The organism is Thorsellia anophelis DSM 18579 (genome assembly GCF_900111395.1).
In the GTDB taxonomy this organism is placed as follows: Bacteria; Pseudomonadota; Gammaproteobacteria; order Enterobacterales; family Thorselliaceae; genus Thorsellia; species Thorsellia anophelis.
The window spans coordinates 24,534-44,965 of sequence record NZ_FOHV01000012.1 but is presented as its reverse complement, the minus strand read 5'-3'; the positions used below and the strand labels follow the sequence as shown (position 1 = coordinate 44,965).

The 20,432-nt window shown below is 35.3% G+C and carries 18 protein-coding genes and 1 pseudogene; 15 read left to right on the top strand and 4 right to left on the bottom strand.

Features of this window, described 5'->3' with window-relative positions; translation table 11 throughout:
- Positions 1 to 74 precede the first annotated feature (74 nt).
- On the bottom strand, positions 75 to 854 hold the full coding sequence (locus BMW37_RS08695; RefSeq protein WP_093319787.1) for an IclR family transcriptional regulator: 780 nt from the start codon (positions 852 to 854) through the stop codon (positions 75 to 77).
- A gap of 442 nt (positions 855 to 1,296) precedes the next feature.
- Here BMW37_RS08695 and fae point away from each other — a divergent pair, with 442 nt between their 5' ends.
- From fae to BMW37_RS08675, 4 genes are all read left to right on the top strand, one after another.
- Positions 1,297 to 1,806, top strand: a complete 510-nt coding sequence (fae, locus tag BMW37_RS08690) for a formaldehyde-activating enzyme (RefSeq protein ID WP_093319784.1) — start codon at positions 1,297 to 1,299, stop codon at positions 1,804 to 1,806.
- A 145-nt stretch (positions 1,807 to 1,951) separates the two neighbouring features.
- A complete protein-coding gene (locus BMW37_RS08685) occupies positions 1,952 to 3,559 on the top strand; it encodes a BCCT family transporter (protein WP_093319782.1) in 1,608 nt (535 codons plus the stop codon).
- Between the two features lie 129 nt (positions 3,560 to 3,688).
- Positions 3,689 to 4,696, top strand: coding sequence for an aldo/keto reductase (locus tag BMW37_RS08680; RefSeq protein ID WP_093319778.1), 1,008 nt, complete (start codon positions 3,689 to 3,691; stop codon positions 4,694 to 4,696).
- A gap of 75 nt (positions 4,697 to 4,771) precedes the next feature.
- A complete protein-coding gene (locus BMW37_RS08675; RefSeq protein WP_093319776.1) occupies positions 4,772 to 6,220 on the top strand; it encodes an NAD-dependent succinate-semialdehyde dehydrogenase in 1,449 nt (482 codons plus the stop codon).
- 119 nt (positions 6,221 to 6,339) lie between these two features.
- On the opposite strand, the gene mdtI is transcribed toward BMW37_RS08675, so the two are convergent.
- The 3 genes from mdtI to rluC form a co-directional block, all read right to left on the bottom strand.
- Positions 6,340 to 6,669: a multidrug/spermidine efflux SMR transporter subunit MdtI gene (gene mdtI, locus BMW37_RS08670; protein ID WP_093319773.1), complete on the bottom strand. Its 330-nt coding sequence runs from the start codon at positions 6,667 to 6,669 to the stop codon at positions 6,340 to 6,342.
- A gap of 91 nt (positions 6,670 to 6,760) precedes the next feature.
- Positions 6,761 to 7,102, bottom strand: a complete 342-nt coding sequence (gene mdtJ / locus BMW37_RS08665) for a multidrug/spermidine efflux SMR transporter subunit MdtJ (RefSeq protein ID WP_093319770.1) — start codon at positions 7,100 to 7,102, stop codon at positions 6,761 to 6,763.
- A 658-nt stretch (positions 7,103 to 7,760) separates the two neighbouring features.
- The gene (gene rluC, locus BMW37_RS08660) at positions 7,761 to 8,732 is read right to left on the bottom strand and encodes a 23S rRNA pseudouridine(955/2504/2580) synthase RluC (RefSeq protein ID WP_093319766.1); all 972 of its coding nucleotides are present in this window, start codon (positions 8,730 to 8,732) and stop codon (positions 7,761 to 7,763) included.
- Positions 8,733 to 8,989: 257 nt separating this feature from the next.
- Here rluC and BMW37_RS08655 point away from each other — a divergent pair, with 257 nt between their 5' ends.
- The 11 genes and pseudogenes from BMW37_RS08655 to BMW37_RS08605 all read left to right on the top strand — a co-directional run bounded on the left by BMW37_RS08655 (position 8,990) and on the right by BMW37_RS08605 (position 20,390).
- On the top strand, positions 8,990 to 9,967 hold the full coding sequence (locus BMW37_RS08655) for an ABC transporter substrate-binding protein (protein ID WP_093319763.1): 978 nt from the start codon (positions 8,990 to 8,992) through the stop codon (positions 9,965 to 9,967).
- 407 nt (positions 9,968 to 10,374) lie between these two features.
- A complete protein-coding gene (locus BMW37_RS08650; RefSeq protein ID WP_093319761.1) occupies positions 10,375 to 11,355 on the top strand; it encodes an ABC transporter substrate-binding protein in 981 nt (326 codons plus the stop codon).
- A gap of 498 nt (positions 11,356 to 11,853) precedes the next feature.
- Positions 11,854 to 12,585, top strand: a complete 732-nt coding sequence (gene bamD, locus BMW37_RS08645; RefSeq protein ID WP_425441777.1) for an outer membrane protein assembly factor BamD — start codon at positions 11,854 to 11,856, stop codon at positions 12,583 to 12,585.
- 153 nt (positions 12,586 to 12,738) lie between these two features.
- Positions 12,739 to 13,320: an electron transport complex subunit RsxA gene (gene rsxA / locus BMW37_RS08640; RefSeq protein ID WP_093319759.1), complete on the top strand. Its 582-nt coding sequence runs from the start codon at positions 12,739 to 12,741 to the stop codon at positions 13,318 to 13,320.
- Positions 13,320 to 13,844: pseudogene (gene rsxB / locus BMW37_RS08635) on the top strand (electron transport complex subunit RsxB); the annotation flags it as partial. The gene rsxA and the pseudogene rsxB, both read left to right, overlap by 1 nt.
- 146 nt (positions 13,845 to 13,990) lie before the next feature.
- A complete protein-coding gene (gene rsxC / locus BMW37_RS08630) occupies positions 13,991 to 16,219 on the top strand; it encodes an electron transport complex subunit RsxC (protein WP_245711048.1) in 2,229 nt (742 codons plus the stop codon).
- 60 nt (positions 16,220 to 16,279) lie between these two features.
- A complete protein-coding gene (gene rsxD, locus BMW37_RS08625; protein WP_218139495.1) occupies positions 16,280 to 17,314 on the top strand; it encodes an electron transport complex subunit RsxD in 1,035 nt (344 codons plus the stop codon).
- 57 nt (positions 17,315 to 17,371) lie between these two features.
- The gene (gene rsxG, locus BMW37_RS08620; RefSeq protein ID WP_093319753.1) at positions 17,372 to 17,992 is read left to right on the top strand and encodes an electron transport complex subunit RsxG; all 621 of its coding nucleotides are present in this window, start codon (positions 17,372 to 17,374) and stop codon (positions 17,990 to 17,992) included.
- Between the two features lie 22 nt (positions 17,993 to 18,014).
- Entirely contained in the window at positions 18,015 to 18,749 is a 735-nt protein-coding gene (locus BMW37_RS08615) for an electron transport complex subunit E (protein ID WP_093319750.1), read from the top strand.
- On the top strand, positions 18,746 to 19,465 hold the full coding sequence (ubiG, locus tag BMW37_RS08610) for a bifunctional 2-polyprenyl-6-hydroxyphenol methylase/3-demethylubiquinol 3-O-methyltransferase UbiG (protein ID WP_093319748.1): 720 nt from the start codon (positions 18,746 to 18,748) through the stop codon (positions 19,463 to 19,465). The genes BMW37_RS08615 and ubiG overlap by 4 nt, the downstream gene beginning before the upstream one ends.
- Before the next feature lie 91 nt (positions 19,466 to 19,556).
- Positions 19,557 to 20,390 (top strand): DUF4846 domain-containing protein, encoded by an 834-nt coding sequence (locus BMW37_RS08605; RefSeq protein ID WP_093319745.1) that lies wholly within the window; start codon positions 19,557 to 19,559, stop codon positions 20,388 to 20,390.
- The last annotated feature ends 42 nt before the right edge of the window (positions 20,391 to 20,432 follow it).

The following is a 20,432-nucleotide window of genomic DNA, read 5'->3' as shown; positions in this document are numbered from 1 at the left end:
TTTTATGCTATAAATGTGATGAGAGTACTATCAAAAAAGAATTACAGTGAGCTGCTCGATAGTGGCTGAATTGATTATCCTGTATGCTGAATCAACAGGGATAATTGAGATGCTGCATCTATTACAGTATTTGCTAAATTATGTAAGTGGAATATTTGGTTATGGCTCTCATGTTGATATATGCTAATTGCTGCAATCGCTTCATTTTTTATGTTTACTACAGGAGCCGCAACTGCGTATAAATTGCCTAAGAATTCGTTTTCAGCAAAAGCATATCCCAGTTCAGCACTTGTTATTAGAGATTGCTTTAGTTCTTGAATATGAGTAATTGTAGAGTTTGTACATGCTTCTAAAATTGTCTGTTTAAAGTAGTTATCAATATAGCGTTGTGATTGCATAGATAAAAATGCTTTGCCAGCAGCACTAGCATGCATAGGAATGGTTTTACCGATGTGCATTAGTGGTAAATTTGAGTAATTAGTGTCAATTTTCGCAATTACAACTACATTACTTCCAATAGGGATGGTAAGGATAACAGGTAAGTCAGTCTCTTTTGAAAGTTGTTCACCAATAGGTTGGAAATAGGGTATTAGCCGCTGTTTATTATAAACAGCCGAAGTCATAATGAAAATTTGAGAGCCTAAACAATACGCTTTAACACGAGTAGCATCATAATCAACCATATTTTTAGAATGGAGTTCATTCATAATCCGATGACCAGTGGAGTTAGGAATTTTTAACTCACTACATATTTCAGATAGGGTCAATGGATGGTTGCTATTAGAAAGTAATTCTAGAATTTTTATGGCACTATCAACTGCCGGGGCTCTAGATCTATCATCATCAATTTTCATAAAACAATTATTACACTCCAATATTAATAACACTATCCCGCTAAATATGTCTAGTCGAAATATTCAATAAAAAGATTATATCAAATTTGAATAAATCCGACATTGAATTAATTTTTTGTGTCAAAAATTAATTTAATTTAAAACGGTATTTTTTATTAATTTAAATTATATCAGTATCTTATGATTTGTGTTGATTCATTGTTGCTTAATTATGAATATCTCACCTAATGACTAAAAGTTGAATAATAAATTCAAGCCATAAGGATAAATGCGAGATCAGTATCACATGAAAATAGTCATAAATTGAAAAAGGTGAGATCACTCTCACAGAAATAAATTCCATATATAGAAATATAATTCCATATATGGAATTATTAAAAACAAGATAAAATTTTGTTAAAAATTTGTGTTCTACTCTTTAGTTCAACTATAAGGAAAAAAAATGAATAAAGTAATGTATATCGGAGAGGGGTTTGTAGGAAATGGTGTCAATGCAGCGCACATTAACATCATACTAGGACCAAGAAATGGTCCTGTTGGTCAGGCATTTGTTAATTCTCTTGCTATGCCAAGACAAGGGCATTGTCCATTTATGGTAATTATAAAAGAAGGCGTACCTGTGAAGCCAGCAACTTTGTATGCTAATAAAGCAGAAATTACAGGTGAATTACATGGCAATGCGACATGGGGAGCGTCACAAGCAGGAATTGCAAAAGCCATAACTGAAGCACTTCTAAGTGGAGTATTACCAAAAGAAGCTGAGGATGAATGGTGTGTTGTGGTTGCTCCATGGGTTAACCCAAGCTGTGATAATTTAGATGAGATTTTTGATAATAATTATAAAGCTTGTCAGACCGCTATAGCTGCAGCTATGGCTTTTTTACCTATAAAACAGGATGTCGCATTAGCTCTTAATGAATTAGGTAATCCATTTTATCAACCTAAAAGTTGAACCTACCTGGAATTTTTCCGTAATCAAAATTTAGAATTTAACTATGAACATAGGGTTCATTGAAAGGATACTGGTTATTAATATGGATGCTATTTCTAGATATAATTCAATTTGATGAGATGTTTTCATCAGCAGTGGGGGATGTATGAGTAAACCGATGAAAATCAAAATTCGATCTTTAACCTTCTGGCCTGCTTTTATAATTACATTAGTTGCTGTTGTCATGTCATTGACAAACGGAGAAGCTTTTGCAGCTAAAACTCAATTAGTAGTAAATTGGATATTAAATAATTTCTCCTGGGGATTTAGTGCTGGCGCATTTATTTGTGTTGTTTTGTGTGTTGTAGTATTTGTCTCTCCATTAGGTTTAGTCAGAATTGGTGGTGAACATGCCAAGCCAATGTTAACTAGAAGTAAATGGATAATGATAGCGTTATGTACCACTGTTGCAGCTGGATTATTATTTTGGTCAGCAGCAGAACCGCTTTATCATTATTACTATCCGCCAAAGACATTTGGCATCACCGCTGAATCACCTGCTGCAGCAAGATTTGCTCTGTCAACTATGTTCTTGCACTGGTCATTTACTCCTTACGCAATATATTGTGTTCCTGCGTTAGTATTTACACTTGTTTATCACAATTTGAATAAACCATTCTCAATAGGTTCAATGCTTTATCCTATTCTAGGCAATAGAGTATATGGTAAAACTGGCCAAGTAATAGATGGGATTGCTTTATCTGGTTTTTCCGCCAGTATGGCATCTTCAATGGCTACAGGAATATTAGCCATAATGGGAGGGCTTGCAATTTATGGCATTGAAAAGGGTGCCTTAGCACTTACGGGTATTGGTCTTGCAATTGCTGTGGTTGTAACGTGTTCTTCCGTAAGTGGTTTAAAACGCGGTATAGCGATGCTTTCTACCATTAATACGTGGGTTTTCTTTACTATAGGAATAGCAATATTTGTATTTGGACCAACACTTTTTATCATGAATTTTGGGTTAGAGAGCTTAGGTGAATATTTGGATAATTTTTTCAAAAAATCATTAATTACTGGTGCATCTGAAGGCGAAGATTGGGCAAGAAGCTGGACTATTTTTTACTTTTCATCATGGATGGCTTGGGCGCCTCTGACTGCAATGTTTTTGGGTAAAATAGCGAGAGGGTATACAGTTAGAGAGTTTTTAATCGTTAATTTATTTATACCAAGTTTATTTGCATTGCTATGGACAAGTATTTTCAGTGGAAGTGTGCTTTATTTTGATATGACTGAAAATGGAGCATTAAAAGAAGTTTTAGATAAAAATGGCTATGAAGCTGTCATTTATTTCTTAATGCAAAAATTGCCTTTCGCTAGCATTTTAGTTCTTGGTTTTATCTTTGCAACATTCCTTTCTTATTGTACTGCTGCTGACTCAACTACTGATGCTATGGCAAATTTATGCCTTGAAGGTGAAGATGGTGAGCGTTTGCATGAGGAAGAATCTAGTACTGCACCAAAATTAATTGGTATGAAGGTAATGTGGGGGTTAGGCATAGGTGTTGTTGCTGTTACCATGCTAATTTTTGCAGACGTAAATGGGATTAAGCAATTAGCTTATATAGGCGGATTGCCAGCTTTAATTTTATGTTTGGGCTTAATTGCATCCTTGCTTAAGTTAATCTATTCAACTAAAGAGCTTGGAATCAAGCGCGATATTGAAGTGCATAAATTTATGGAAAAAAGACATGCCAAGCAAGAAAACGTTTAACTATTTTAGATAGGTAGCTTTAAATATAATTTTGCCAGGTGAATCTATTGTACTAACACTTGGCATAATTATTGCCCTTTTAATTGGATTTGTAGCAATTTATATTCATTGGTGAAATAGGATAAAAATATGGAATATACACGTTTAGGTGAATCAGGTTTAGTTGTGTCTAAGCTTTGTCTTGGTACTATGAATATGGGAAGTCCAGAGTGGAAACCTTGGATTTTTGATGAAAAACAAAGTGAACCTATTATCAAACATGCACTTGATAATGGTGTCAACTTTATCGATCTTGCGGACTTTTATTCTGCAGGTGCAGGCGAGACTGTTGTTGGCAATGTCATAAAGCGCATCGCCAACAGAGATGAATTAGTGATATTGACTAAAGCTGGTTATCCTATCGGTAACGGCAAAAATAATAGTGGTCATTCAAGAAAACATTTGATGGATGCTATTCATGGCTCATTAACCAGAATAGGTAGTGATTATGTTGATATATTTATGCTGCATTATTTTGATATAAATACACCTGTTGAAGAAACATGCCACACTTTAAATGAAATTGTTAGAAGTGGCAAGGCTAGGTATATAGGTTTATCAACAATGTATACATGGCAAATGGCTAAAATTTTACATACATGCGATAAACATGGTTGGGTTAAACCAATTAATATGCAATTACAGCTTAACTGTGCTTATAGAGAAGAAGAGCGTGAGATGATACCATTTTGTCAAGACCAAGGTATTGGTGTATCTGTTTTTAGTCCCCTTGCTAGAGGTTTGTTAAGTGGTGCTTTTGACTCAGTTAGAAACCAAACTGATTTCTTTACGCACCAAATGTATGGTGATCAGACCTCTAAGGATATTGCAATGTCAGTTGCAAAAGTCGCTAAACGACATGGTGTTAGTTCAGCTCAAATTGCACAGGCGTGGGTACTCAATCGACCAGGCGTAGATGTGATGTTAGTTGGGGCAGATACCACAGCACAGTTTGACAGTGCATTAATGGCTCTTAAAACAAAACTTAGTGATGATGATTTATACGAAATAGAAAGGTGTTATACACCATGTGATATTATTAATGATTATACAGATGGTAAACGTATTCCAAGGGATGCTAGACCAGCTAAAGATTAAGCTCTTTTAAACTATTTATTCGCAACATTTACTGTAAGAATTAATTTATCAATACTTTTAATAGGCAACTTAAATATGTCACAAATAGATTATTCAGCCATTTTAAAAACTGGCGCTTATTATAATGGAGTTTGGCATACGACTGCTAAAACTTATCCAATCATTAATCCTGCAAATGGTCAAACAGTTGCTGAGGTCGCTTATTGCGGTGCTGCAGAAGCTAAATCTGCAGTAGATAGTGCTGAAAATGCATTATCATCTTGGCAAGCAATGACAGCTAAAATGAGATCTAACTTACTAAAAAAATGGTTTGATCTGATTATTAAAAATCAATCAGCCTTAGCCGCTTTATTGGTAACTGAACAAGGTAAACCATTATCAGAGGGAATGGGCGAGGTGTTGTATGCAGCAAGTTTTGTGGAATGGTTTGCTGAAGAGGCCAAAAGAATTTATGGTGACGTAATACCAAGTCATAAGGGCGATGCAAGAATCATGGTGTTAAAACAACCCGTTGGTGTTATTGCAGCAATCACTCCATGGAATTTTCCGCTTGCGATGTTAACTCGTAAAATAGCCCCTGCTTTAGCTGCAGGATGTACAGCAGTGATTAAACCATCTGAGGAGACACCTCTTTCTGCGCATGCTCTAGTTCATTTAGCACAGGAAGCGGGTATTCCTGAAGGTGTGCTTAATGTGGTAAGTGGTAATGCTCCTGAAATAGGGCAAGTATTTACATCAGATAAGCGTGTTCGTAAAATTTCATTTACGGGATCGACTAAAACAGGTAAGTATCTTTATAGTCAATGTGCTGAGACAATGAAAAAAATGTCACTTGAATTAGGTGGGAATGCTGCATTCATTGTTTTTGACGATGCAGATATTGATGCTGCAATTGCAGGTGCAATGGCATCTAAATTTCGTAATACAGGGCAGACTTGCGTTTGTGTTAATCGATTTTTCATTCATGATTCAGTTTATGAAAAATTTGTTACTGGGCTTGCTACAGAAGTTAATAAGCTCATTGTGGGAGATGCTTTTACACCTAATGTCACGCAAGGTCCACTGATTAACGAAATGGCATTAGCTAAAGTTAAGCGTCATGTTGAAGATGCTCTTAATAAAGGTGCTCGTGCACTGACTGGAGCAAAACAACCTAATTTGGGTGGCACCTATTTTGAGCCAACTGTTCTTGCTGACGCACATATCGATATGGAGATGAGCCAAGAAGAAACATTTGGTCCTATCGCGGCGTGTTATCGTTTTACTGATGAAGACGATGTCATCAAGCAAGCTAATGCCACAGATTTTGGACTTTCATCTTATTTTTATACCAGAGATGTAGGAAGGGCTTGGCGAGTGGCTGAAGCTTTAGAGTGTGGCATGATTGCAGTGAATGAAGGCATGCTCTCTACTGAAATAGCCCCTTTTGGTGGGATTAAAGATTCGGGTTTAGGACGTGAAGGTTCTAAATATGGTATAGAAGAATATCTAAATATTAAATATGTTTTGATGGGGGGCATTTGAAGAAATTTGTCTTATTGAGCTAAATGAGATAAATAACCAACGCCATTAGACTAGTTGATAGGGATATAGATATTATCATTTACCCTATAGGATGAACTTTCATCCTATAGGGTCTTAAATTAGGCAAATTTAATAATAATCATACCAGAAATTAATAAAGTTAAACCAACCCAGCCTTGCTTATTAAGCTTTTGTCCAAACATAATCCACCCTGCTGCAACTGTTGCGACGATACCAAAGCCACCCCATAATGCATAAGCTATAGATAGATCAAAGCCTTTTACTGCTTGCGATAAAGCCGTAAATGCCCCTAATACAGCTAAAAGTGACATTACCCCATATGCAAAGCGTTTAAATCCATCTGATAATTTTAGAAATATATTAGCTGTAATTTCCAAAATTACAGCAAAAACTAACCAAGCTACATGTATAAATTCTACGTTAGCCATAATGACTCCTTAATAATATTTTAAATTTTTATTTAGTTATAATTCTTAGTTATAATTATTTATACATATCCTAAATTAGGAAAATATAATTTTAATTGTTCTCATTTTTTGCTTTGGCTGTGCCTGATTTTATTAATGCAATGCCGGCAACTAATGTTGTTAATCCAATTACTTTTATTAATGTTAAAGATTCATCAAAATAAATCACGCTGAAAGTTGTGATTAATAGTAGTCCTATTCCTTCCCAAAGCGCATATGCAACGCCTAGGTCAATTTTTTTAACTGAAAAAGATAAGAAAATATATGAAATTGCAATCATAACAAGCATAATAACATAACCGGCATATCCAGTTGATACACTAGCCCATTTCATTGAAAGGGTACCGATTACTTCAAATACAATGGCTAAAAATAAAAATAACCAATAAATCATTTTTTACTCCAAATAGAAGCGTAGCTTCATAATTATATTTATAAATATTTTAATTATTAAAAACTATAATTAAATAGGTGAATATAAAGCCTATTTAAATAGTTTAGATTTTAATTTGTGTGGATCAATAAATGCTAAAAGCACTAAAGTGCATTACGCCAATGATGTTCACTTGAAAATATAGATAGAATATTTTTATGCTTTTTAAAAGCTAGATAACCTCTGATTATATTTAAATGAATATAACATTTGGTAACTATAATATCCAAAGGGATGAAGTGTAAACTTCTAATGTGGGTATACATATTTATGCGATTTATCTGCGGTCTTGCTTCTCTTCGTTGCAGATTAAAAAGCCTCCATGAAAGTTATGTTAAATCCTTTTAACTCAAAGCCAGTTATTTTAATGGCTTTGTTCTCTCGCAGATACATCAAGTATCGGGCTATGTCTTTTTGTTACTCATTTTATTAATGCTAAATAAGTAAATAAAAGACCTATTCATTATCTGTATTTTGTTGTAAAGATACAAGGTGAAAAGTGTAAGAAAATTTAAATAAAAGTCATTTATTGCAAGTTACACAATTTTGGTAGTTAAAATTATTAGTTTAATTTATTGAAATTAAACTAATAATTTGTATAAAAAAGAAATGGGAAAAATTAGCTCTCTCTTAGTTTACTTAGTACTGTTTTTAATGTGCAGTCTAAAGGCGCATCAAATTGAATGGTCTCGAGAGTAGCAGGGTGGATAAATTTAAGTTGATAAGCATGGAGGAACAAACGCTTCAAACCATAAGCTTGCATTTTCTCATCAAATGCTAAATCACCATATCTAGGATCTAATGCAATTGGGTGCCCAGCATGGAGAGTATGGACTCTAATTTGGTGGGTACGACCTGTCACAGGTGTTGCCCTCACCAGTGTTGCAAATCCAAAGCGCTCTTCTACTTTGAATCGAGTTTCTGACGGTTTTCCATCAGAACTTACTTTAACAACTCTTTCTCCACTTTGCAGAATATTTTTAAGTAGCGGTGCTTCAATCACTTTTACGTGTGATGGCCAAATACCACGAACTAAAGCAAGATAATGCTTTTGCATTTGTTTATTTCTCAGCTGTTCATGTAAATGACGTAAAGCTGAACGTTTTTTGGCAATTAATAAAATACCAGAAGTATCTCTATCGAGGCGATGCACTAACTCTAAAAACTTTGCTGTTGGTCTTAGTGAACGAAGCGCTTCAATAGCGCCAAATTGCAATCCACTACCGCCATGAACTGCAAGACCAGAAGGTTTATTTAAAATGATAATATGTTCATCTTCAAACAGGATCTGATTTTCAAGTTCAGATACTTTATTTAAATTTTGAGATATTGAAGATGTTGATTTTTCTTCCATATGAATCGGTGGAATTCGGATGGTATCATGTTCCATTATTTTGTATTCGGGCTTAGTCCTACCTTTATTTACACGTACTTCACCCTTTCTGATGATCCTGTAGACTAAACTTTTAGGTACGCCTTTTAACTTGGCAAGTAGAAAATTATCGAGTCTTTGTCCTGCTTGGTCGCTGTCAATTTCGATCATTTGCACACTATTGTGTATCATTTTGTTTACATTTTGGGCGTTATTCATAAATAGTCTTTATTAGTTCTTGTGAAAGTGTTAAGTAAGTCTAAAATTTGTTAGAGTCTCGAACATTATATACCGCAATTGGTTTTTAATGGCATAAATTCTTTTGTTGGTGTCAACTTTTGTTTAAATGTTTAATCAAAGTGACGCTATCTTTTTAATCTTTCAACATCTATACAGTATTCATCGTAGCTATTTACTCAGTATTTCTTAGATTGTTGCAGCGATAATTTTATCTTAATTTTATTTAGAGGTGTGTTATGAATAAATTGAAAGTCCTAGGTTTAAAAACGTTGTTTTCAGGTATAGCTTTAGCATTAAGCTCTGTAACATTTTCTGCATTGGCGGATAGCGCTGTTTCTGTTGTATCAATTGTTGAACATCCAGCACTCGATAATGCTCGTGACGGTGTTAAAGCTGCATTATTAGAAGCAGGATTTGATCCCGAGAAAAATTTAACTTGGGAGTTCCAATCTGCTCAAAACAATACTTCGACTGCTACTCAAATAGCTCGTAACTTTATCGGTAATGAACCTAATGCAATAGTTGCAATAGGCACACCCTCAGCACAGGCAGTAGCAGCAGCAACAAAAGAGGTTCCGCTGATTTTTCTTGCTGTGACAGATCCTGTTGAAGCACAGTTAGTGCCTTCTTGGGAACCATCAGGTACAAATATAACTGGTGTTTCTGATGCCTTGGAACTAGAAAAACAAGTTGAGTTAATTAAAAAAGTTGTACCAAATGCAAAAAACATTGGAATTGTCTATAACCCAAGTGAAGCTAACTCTGCGATTGTTGTGAAACAACTTCAAGATATATTACCTAAACATGGTATGAGCTTAGTTGAAGCTGCCGCGCCAAGAACTATTGATGTTACTTCAGCAGCTCAAAGCTTAGTTGGTAAAGTCGATGTTATTTACACTAACACTGATAACAATGTAGTGTCTGCTTATGAGTCTTTAGTTAAAGTAGGGAATGAAGCAAAAATTCCTTTAGTAGCTGCTGACACAGATAGTGTGAAACGTGGAGCAATCGCCGCATTAGGTGTAAATTATTTCGATCTAGGCCATCAAGCAGGCAAGATAGCAGTAAGGATAATAAATGGTGAAAAAGCAGGGGATATAGCGCCACAAACAAGCGAAAAAGTAGAACTTTTTCTCAATAAAACCGCAGCAAAGGCCCAAGGTGTTGAATTATCCGATGCACTGATTGCTGAGGCAGCACAAGTTTTAGAATAATGTATGAGTGAGTTGTATTATCTTTTTCTCCTCTTGCCATAAATTAGGCAAGAGGAGTATATTTCTAGGTTAAAAATTATATTGATCTCGACTAGTTGATTTTTTGTCTCATTTTACCTTCCATGTTTACCAATATTTTTGCTTTTGAAATCGCTTTTAAAGCAATTACTTTTAAATAAACCCTCTATGTCAAGATAGGGGGTATATCAATTTTAATTCTCAAATTATAGATATGTTTTGTTATGGGATGAAAGTTTATTCACTGCTATTTGATTGTTATTATTGGTTAAAGTCAAATTCAATAAAATAAAACTTGAAAACTAGCTCACTAGTACATACAATCTAAGTAAATTAGATACGGATTAACAAGGATTAGATTTTCATCTGTTAACTTGATAGAGGCATTTATGACTAAACTTACGGCAAAATTATTGAACGTTACGGTATTAACTATTTTAAGCACTGGGGCTTTATTTTCATCAATAGCTCAGGCTGAGACTTATTCTGTTTCTGTAACAGCAATTGTAGATCATCCTGCGCTCAATAGCATCCGTGATGGTGTGAAAGATCAACTAGCTTTAGAAGGCTTTGAGGAAGGTAAAAATTTGAAATGGGACTATCAATCCGCACAGGGAAATGTAGGCACAGCAGCACAAATTGCTCGTAACTTTGTAGGGAATAATCCAAATGTAATCGTGCCTATTGCCACTCCGTCAGCACAAGCTGTAGCATCAGTAACTAAAGATATTCCTATTGTTTTTTCAGGAATTACTGACCCAGTTGCTGCTCAATTAGTCAAATCACTTGATGCTAATGGGACTAATATTACTGGTGTAACTGACGAGTTAGATATAAACAAACAGATAGAATTAATTCAAAAAATTGTTCCAGAAGCAAAAACTGTTGGTATTGTCTTTAATCCTGGTGAAGCAAACTCTGCTGGAGTAGTCAATAAGATGAGAGAGCTACTTCCGAATTATGGAATGACACTAATCGATGTAGCAGCGCCAAGAAGTGTGGATGTTGGGCCTGCAGCACAAAGTTTGGTGGGAAAGGTTGATGTCATTTATACTAGTACAGACAATAATGTTGTTTCAGCCTATGAATCATTAGTGAAAATAGGTAATCAAATGGATTTACCCTTAATTGCAGCAGATGCCGATAGTGTAACTAGAGGTGCCATTGCTTCATTAGGTATAAATTATTACGAGCATGGAAAACAATCGGGCAAAATGGTAGCTCGTATCCTTCGCGGAGAGAAAGTAGGGGAACTAGCAGTGCAAGGTACTGACCAATTAGAATTAATTGTTAACAAAAAAGCAGCACAGGAGCAAGGTATTGTGCTTTCCGATGACTTACTTTCAAGAGCGACAAAAATTATTGAATAATTCACAGATTGGGTTAATGCTAGTGCTAGTGGTTGCATTAACCCATATGGATTATTTATAAATGAAATAAATATCATCCCATCATAAATCAATCTTTTCTATAAAATATATCAACTTATATATCAATTGTTGATTTCATTTACCACAACTAAATCTAATTAATTGCAGATTAAAATTAATTAGGTTACGCTCTTGAAAATAGATTTCTGCTTATGGGATGATTGGGCTTAACTTGCTGTTTATAATACTTAAAAGCATAGTGAGTGAGGGGACGTTAAATCAGATTAAAATGATTTTTGTAAATAGCTTTATAATTATGCTAAACTGAAAGAGAAAATGATATTAAACAAGTATATTATACTTATTGCGATAGCATAAGTATTGATTAACATTTTTGCCAAGATAAAAATCTCTTACATTTATTTTGATGACACTAAAATGAGTTATCTTTATCTTATGGACACAATAAACGAGCCAGATATGATCAAAAAAACTTTTTTGAAAAAAATAAGTACTGTTTTAATTATTGGTGCTGTTAGTACAGCTTTGATTGGTTGTTCAAGTAAAAAAGAGGAAGTTGCCGACGTGCCTGCATCAGAACTTTATGCTGAAGCACAAGTAGCACTTAAAGCGGGAGATTACCGAGAGGCAATTAAGCAATTAGAAGCGCTAGATACACGTTATCCATTTGGTGAGTATTCTCAACAAACGCAGATTGATCTAATTTATGCTTACTATAAGTCTGGGGAATATCCTTTAGCACAAGCTGCTATAGAGCGATTTGAAAGATTAAATCCGACGCATCCAAAATTAGATTATGTCCTTTACCTCAAGGGACTAACAAACATGGCTCTTGATGATAATACTCTTCAGCGTTGGTTATGGGTTGATAGATCAGATAGAGACCCAAAACATGCAAAAGCAGCATTTGCTGATTTTAATCGCTTAGTCTATGAGTTCCCTGAAAGTGAATTTGCTGCAGATAGCTATAAACGCATGGTTGCTCTTAAAGAAAGAGTAGCTCGCCATCAGTTATCAGTAGTAGAATATTATCATAAACGTGGTGCGTATGTTGCTGTAGTAAATAGAGTTGAACAAATGTTGAAAGATTATCCTGATACCGAATCAACACGTAAAGCACTTGCTTTACTTGAAAACGCATATAGACAGCTTAATTTAAATGAGCAAGCTGATAAAGCAGCAGCGCTTAGGGATGCTAATCCAATTTAATTATTTTTAAACTGAAGAAGAGGATTAGCAATGGATAACAGCGCTAATCCTTTTTTATTTCGATTATATTCAAAGTTAAATTATTATAAACATTATGTTGATAGTTTATAAATCCTAACTTGATACAACGAACAGCCAATCGAGTAATCAAAAATGACTCATTACCTACTACTATTTATCTCAACAGTCTTAGTTAACAACTTTGTATTGATTAAATTTTTAGGACTCTGTCCTTTCATGGGAGTATCTAAAAAGTTTTCTAGTGCAGTTGGTATGGGGTTTGCAACGACATTTGTTTTAACGATGGCATCGATTAGTTCTTGGGCTCTTGAATACTATATTTTAATTCCATTTGACTTAGCCTATCTTAGGACTTTTGCGTTTATATTAATTATTGCTGTTATTGTTCAGTTTACTGAAATGATGGTTAAAAAAACAAGTCCAGTATTGTATCGGGTATTAGGGATATTTTTGCCATTAATCACAACTAATTGTGCAGTTTTGGGTGTGGCTTTGCTCAATATTACACAGATGCATACATTTTTAGAGTCTGCAGTGTTTGGTTTTTCTGCTGCTGTTGGTTTCTCTTTAGTTATGATTTTATTTGCTGCAATTAGAGAGCGTATAGCAATATCAGATGTGCCTGCCGCCTTTAAAGGTTCATCTATAGCTCTAGTTACAGCTGGCTTGATGTCACTTGCATTTATGGGTTTTACAGGTTTGGTCAAATTTTAATGAATATACAGCTGAATGTGCTCTTCACTTTTTTTGTCGAAAATTTAGCAATCGCAATTATTGCATTATCCTTTTTAGCGTTAGTTTGTGGTGCTATTTTAGGATATGCCGCGAAACGTTTTTTTGTTACTGGTGATCCTATCGTTGATAAAATTGATGCACTGCTTCCACAAAGTCAATGCGCTCAATGTGGCTATCCTGGTTGTAAACCCTATGCACAAGCGGTTGGTGAGCAAGGCGAGGCAATCAATAAATGTGCCCCAGGTGGCGAGCAAGTTATGTTAAAAATAGCGGAATTATTAGGGGTAGACCCGCAACCGATAGGAGAAGGTGCAGTAGCTGAACCAGTTAAAAAGGTTGCTTATATTGATGAAGATAATTGTATAGGCTGCGTTAAATGCATACAAGTTTGCCCTGTTGATGCTATCGTAGGAGCAACTCGCGCAATGCACACTGTCATTACGGATGCCTGCACAGGATGCGACCTGTGCGTAGCTCCATGCCCTACCAATTGTATTACCATGATAACAAAAGAAGAATTGCGTGCGCTTAAATTTAAAAGTCTAGCGGCAATTTCTATTGATGAAATCATCACAAAGCCTTTAACGGATGATGATACGAACAATCAAGTCAATAACAATTCTCAAAATACTAATGAGGGTTGTCAATAATGTTTTTATTTAAGACACTCAACGAATATAAAATCAATCGTAAACAAAAATCAGGCAAAATGATTGCAGATTTTCATGGTGGAGTACATCCTCCAGAGAATAAATCGCCTGCAAATTTACATGAGATTAAAAGATTGCCATTAGTTGACTTCTATAGCATTCCTTTAAGCCAGCACATAGGTAATGAATCTGAAATCATCGTTCAAGCAGGACAGCATGTGCTTAAAGGTGAACCTTTAACGGTTGGTTTAGGTAATCAAGTTCCAATCCATGCACCGACTTCAGGAATCATCAAAGGTATAGTTAAACAACCTAGTGCAACTTATTTTAGTGAGGAAACCTTAGCAATCCTACTTGAAAGTGATAAACAAGACAAACCATACGCTTATGATGAATTTAATTATTTGACTGCAAAGCCAGAAGAAATTGTAGAGCAGATCCATCTAAAGGGCATAGTTGGATTAGGTGGGGCAGGGTTTCCTACAGCTATTAAATTAAATCATCAACAAGATGGCATTGAGATAGATACTTTAATTATCAATGCAGCTGAGTGCGAACCTTTTATCAGTGCCGATGATAGATTGATGCGTGAACACTCGGAAGAACTCATACGCGGTCTTGATATCGTGAGGAAGATCTTGCATCCAAAATTAATCTTAATTGGTATAGAGGATAATAAACCAGAGGCGATCAGCTCACTTGAGAGTGCACTTGAAAATACACGTATAGATCTTATCCGATTAGCAACAAAAGTAATCGTAATACCTACAAAATATCCATCAGGAGGCGCAAAACAGCTTGTTACTTTATTAACAGGTAAAGAAATACCTTCAGGTAAGCATGCAAGCGATATAGGCATATCAATGCTGAATGTAGGAACGCTTTTTGCAATCAAAAGGGCGATTGTTGATAGAGAGCCTTTAATTGAGAGGGTTGTGACGTTAGCTGGCCAGAATTTTATAGAGCCTGCTAATTATTGGGTTCGTATAGGTACGCCTATTAAATCTTTATTGAAACAGGTCTATTATGATTTTGATAAACATGAGCAGTTACCGATAATTATGGGCGGGCCTATGATGGGCTATCCAATCAATTTACTTAGTAGCGTTGTTAAAACGACTAATTGCCTTTTAGCACGTAGTTCTCTTGAAATAGGTGAGGTGAAAAAAGAACAACCCTGTATTCGATGCGGTGAATGTGCAGCTGTTTGTCCTGCTCAATTATTACCTCAGCAATTATTTTGGTATGCGCAAGGACGTGAGCATGATAAATCAAAAGAATATAATTTATTTGATTGTATTGAATGTGGTGCTTGTGAATATGTTTGCCCAAGCCATATTCCTCTTGTTCATTACTACAAAATTGAAAAGCAGTTGATAAGAAAAACGGATGCAGAGGAAAAATTAGCTGCAGAAGCTAAAGCGCGCTATGAAACTAAGCTTGCTAGGTTAGAAGCTGAAAAAATAGCTAGAGAGGCACGTCATAAGCAAATTAGTACTGAGATTAATGAAAAAGATAAATCTGCAATAGAGGCAGCAATAGCGAGAGTTAAAGCGAAGAAGACAGTAGAAAAACAAATTGGAACTCTGAATGAAGCTCCTTCTATAGGCGGTGAAATTGACAATAACATTCAGGCAAGCCAGGTTGATGAACGTCAAAATAAAGTGCAAGCTGCAATCGAAAGGGCTAGAGCAAAAAAAACACAGCTAAATAATAAAGACATAACGCCTAGGTCTGAGGATCCTCTACAAGGAAACATTGCAACACTTGATGAAGGAAAAATGTTGCCCGAAAAAATGGAAATTGTAGACCCAAGAAAGCTTGCAGTCGCTGCTGCTTTAGAAAGGGCAAAGGCTAAGCGAACTCATAAAGCCGCTATAGATAATGCTCCACTGAATTCATCAATTTTGGATGATTCTGCTACAAGAAATAGTTCAAATCTAGGTGGAGACTTTGAAACTGAAGTACCGTCCAAAGTTGAAATTGATCCACGCAAGGCAAAAGTTCAAGAAGCAATTGAACGGGCTAAAGCTAAAAGAACAATTAATGCCGAAATAGTCAATAATCAATTATCTGAAAGAGATGAATTAAAACAAAGTGAACATATTAATACACAAAATATTGATGATAAGGCAAATAGTGACATTAAAACTGCTAAAGAACTTGCAATAGAGGCAGCTTTAGCTAGAGCAAAGGCAAGAAAATCGAAATCAACAGATGCAAATTAAGTTAAAAATAATAAAAAAGATAAATTAATATGTGACAGTGTCACAAGGTGGTTGTGCAAAATGGGATTATATTTTTTCACTCGGCTGCTTAAGCCAAACGATAAAACCGGTAAATGGTCAAGTCCCCAAATTATGATTTGGGTTTTAATTGCATTGATACCAGGTATTGCGATTCAATCTCATTATTTTGGTTTAGGAAATATCATTCAAATTATTTTTGCTATTTCTCTAGCTGTATTATTTGAAGGGATATTTTTGTTTTTTAGAAAAAAAAGTTTAACCCCATTATTAGATGGCTCTGCTATTGTAACAGCAGTCTTACTAGCAATTAGCATACCAACCTATGCTCCATGGTGGGTTATTACAATCGGTGTTTTCTTTGCCATTGTAGTTACCAAACAATTATATGGTGGACTAGGGCATAATATTTTTAATCCTGCTATGGTAGGTTATGTTGTCTTATTAATCTCATTTCCAGTCCAGATGACACAATGGATTAACCCAAATGTTTTTACAACTGTTCAACTAAGTTTAGTGGATAGTGCTAGAGTTATTTTCAATATCATTGATTTGTCAAGCTTTTCTATGGATGGGATTACGCAAGCGACCCCATTAGATAAATTTAAAGAATCATTTAAAGCCGGCATGATGACAATTGATATCTTAAACTTATTAGAAATCAAAACTTTTGCAGGTGAGGGCTGGCAGCAAGTGAATTTAGCTTTTTTAGCTGGTGGAATATTTCTAATCATGCTAAGGGTAATTCGTTGGCAATTGCCATTTTATTTTATATTTGGACTGATAATAATAAGTTTTGCGGCGTCTTCATTTGCACCAGATAGCATGCCACCTGTTTTATTTCACCTATTTTCAGGTGCAACAATGTTAGGTGCTTTTTTTATCCTGACAGATCCTGTGTCTGCATCTACTACACCTAAAGGTCAGATAATTTACGCGTTAATCATAGCATTATTAGTTTGGTTGATTCGTACATTTGGAAATTATCCCGATGCAATTGCATTTTCAGTATTGTTTGCAAACCTATGTGTACCCTTGATTGATTATGTTACAAAACCAAGAGTATATGGGCATTAGAAAATTGCAAAAATAGACGTCTAATTTGAAAATTATCGATATAAATAGAGCTGATATATGTTTGAATTGATTAGGAAGCATGCGATTACTTTAGCAATCTTTGCTGCTTTAACTACTGCGGCAACAGCTATTGTCTATCAACTAACAAAAGACACAATCTTGGCACAGACGCATCAGGAACGGTTATCTCTTTTATCTGAGGTATTGCCAAAAGAAATGCAATCACCACGATTACTTTCTACTTGTGTGCAGTATACTGATGATAGATTAGGTAAAATGGCTAAACCTGTTTATAGTGTTATACAAGATGGTAAGCGTATTGCTGCCGTAATTGAAGCAACCGCTCCTGATGGTTATTCTGGTGCAATCCGCTTATTAGTTGCGGCTAAAATTGATGGTACTGTGTTGGGAGTGAGAACATTAGAACACAGAGAAACGCCGGGGCTAGGAGATAAAATTGAGCTTAGGATCTCAAATTGGATCACAAAATTCACAGGGCTACAGGTTAAAGGTAGTGACGATCCTAGTTGGGCTGTAAAAGCGGATGGAGGTCAATTTGATCAATTTGCAGGGGCAACGATAACCCCGCGAGCGGTAGTTAACGCAGTGAAACGGGCTACGCTAGTTATACAATCTTTACCCTCTGATTTATCCAATTTGCCAACTTGTGGCTATTAGCCGCATAATTAAGGAGAGACAGATGTCATCATTAACTTCTATTATATCGATATGGTCACAGGGCTTATGGAAAAATAACTCATCTTTAGTCCAATTACTTGGATTATGTCCTTTATTAGCTGTGTCAAATACGGCAACAAATGCCTTAGGCCTTGGCTTAGCGACAACCTTGGTACTAGTGTTAACAAATTTTAGCATATCATTGATGAGAAATTTCATCCCAAATGAAATTAGGATTCCAATTTATGTCATGATTATTGCTTCTGTTGTTAGTTGCGTGCAATTACTCATGAATGCTTATATGTTTACCCTCTACCATACTCTAGGTATTTTTATCCCTTTAATCGTCACAAATTGTATTATTATTGGGCGAGCAGAAGCATTTGCATCGAAAAATAGTATTGTATACTCTGTTTTTGATGGGTTAGCTATGGGGTTAGGAAGTACCTTTGCTTTGTTTTTATTAGGATCTTTAAGAGAAATACTAGGGTCAGGGACACTTTTTCAAGGTGCTGACTTACTACTAGGATCCTTTGCAAGCAATTTAGAGGTAATTGTTTTCAATCTAGATACGCCTTTTTTACTTGCAATACTCCCACCTGGTGCTTTTTTAGGGTTATCCCTTTTACTTGCGATTAAATATCAAATAGATAATGTATGGTTTGTGAAAAAAAGTAATGAAAACAATACTGATAATCTTGTAAGTGATACACATGGTACCACTGTTTCGGCTGAATCTCTAAAGGAGACTGTATGACACCTACACATAATAAAATGAATGTCGATCCAAAGGAGATTGAAAAATTTGCATCCATTGCATCAAGATGGTGGGATGTAAATGGGGAGTTTAAACCTCTTCATAGAATTAATCCTCTTAGATTAGGCTATATTGCTGAGCATGCGAATGGTTTATTTGAGAAACGCATTGTGGATGTAGGGTGTGGAGGGGGAATTTTAGCAGAAAGCATGGCTAGGCAGGGCGCTTTTGTTACTGGTATTGATATGGGCTTAGAGCCATTAGAGGTTGCAAGATTACATGCACTAGAAAGCCAGTTGGAGATTGATTATCAGCAAATTACTGCAGAGTCATTTGCAGAAGAAAACTTTGAAAAATTTGATATCGTAACGTGTATGGAAATGCTTGAACATGTTCCTAATCCTGCTTCAGTGGTTCAGGCATGTGCAAAAATGGTAAAACCTGGTGGATTAGTTTATTTTTCAACAATCAACCGTACTATAAAAGCATTTTTAGGCGCTATTATAGCTGCAGAATATATATTGCAGTGGGTTCCGAAGGGTACCCATGATATTAAAAAATGCATTAAACCCTCAGAGTTGATGAGCTATATTGATGCGACTCCTTTATATGCTAAAAATATGATAGGCCTTCACTATAATCCTCTTAAAGATAGTTTTTACCTTGGTGATAATGTTGATGTTAATTATATGTTGTGCTGTATTAAACCAAAATAGTAGTATAGTGATGAGTTAAAGACATATTTTAATTATCTTCAGTATCACTGTTACTCATAAATATTAATTATCATTGCTCTAGGTGTGATAAATGGCTCTATATAAATCTTTACTACCTGTTACATATCAGCGGTTGGTAATGTGTTTGGTTTTTTACTTGATTATTATCCCTTATGGTTTCTCAGATACAATAGCAACTAGGATCAGCCCTCCTGTTGGATTTGAGCGTGTTAATGAAGATGATAGTTCCTTTGGTCATTATTTGCAAACAATGAGCCTGAAATCTAATGAAGCAGAAGTTTTATTTTTTAATGGAAAAATAAAACCTAATTCAGCACATGCTGCCGTAATTGATATTGATGTTGGAACACGTGACTTACAACAGTGTGCAGATGCAGTAATAAGATTACGAGCTGAATATTTATTTGAAGAAAAACGGTTTGATGAAATTCATTTTAATTTAACCAATGGATTTAATGCTGATTATCTTTCTTGGAAGAATGGCGCAAGATTAGGCATTAAAGGAAATAAAACTTGGTGGAAAAAAGGTGCGACACAAAAAGATGACTCTTATGATTCTTTTCGTCGATATCTTGACTTAGTCTTTACTTATGCAGGTACCATATCATTGGCTAATGAATTAATTCAGGTAGATGCGAGTGATATTGAAATAGGTGATGTATTTATTCAACCAGGCTCACCAGGGCACGCTGTTATTGTTGTTGATCTTGCCAGAAATGATGCTCAAACAGCAATATTACTTGCACAAAGCTATATGCCTGCACAAAGTATCCATATTGTAAAAAATCCAACTAATCAGTCTATGAGTCCTTGGTATCAAGTTGGGCGTACCGATAAGTTGGTAACGCCAGATTGGACATTCAATTGGACTGATTTAAAAAGATTCTCAAGTAAACACAGATAAAGTTATTGGACTAGACATTGAATGCATATTTTAGCTCCCATA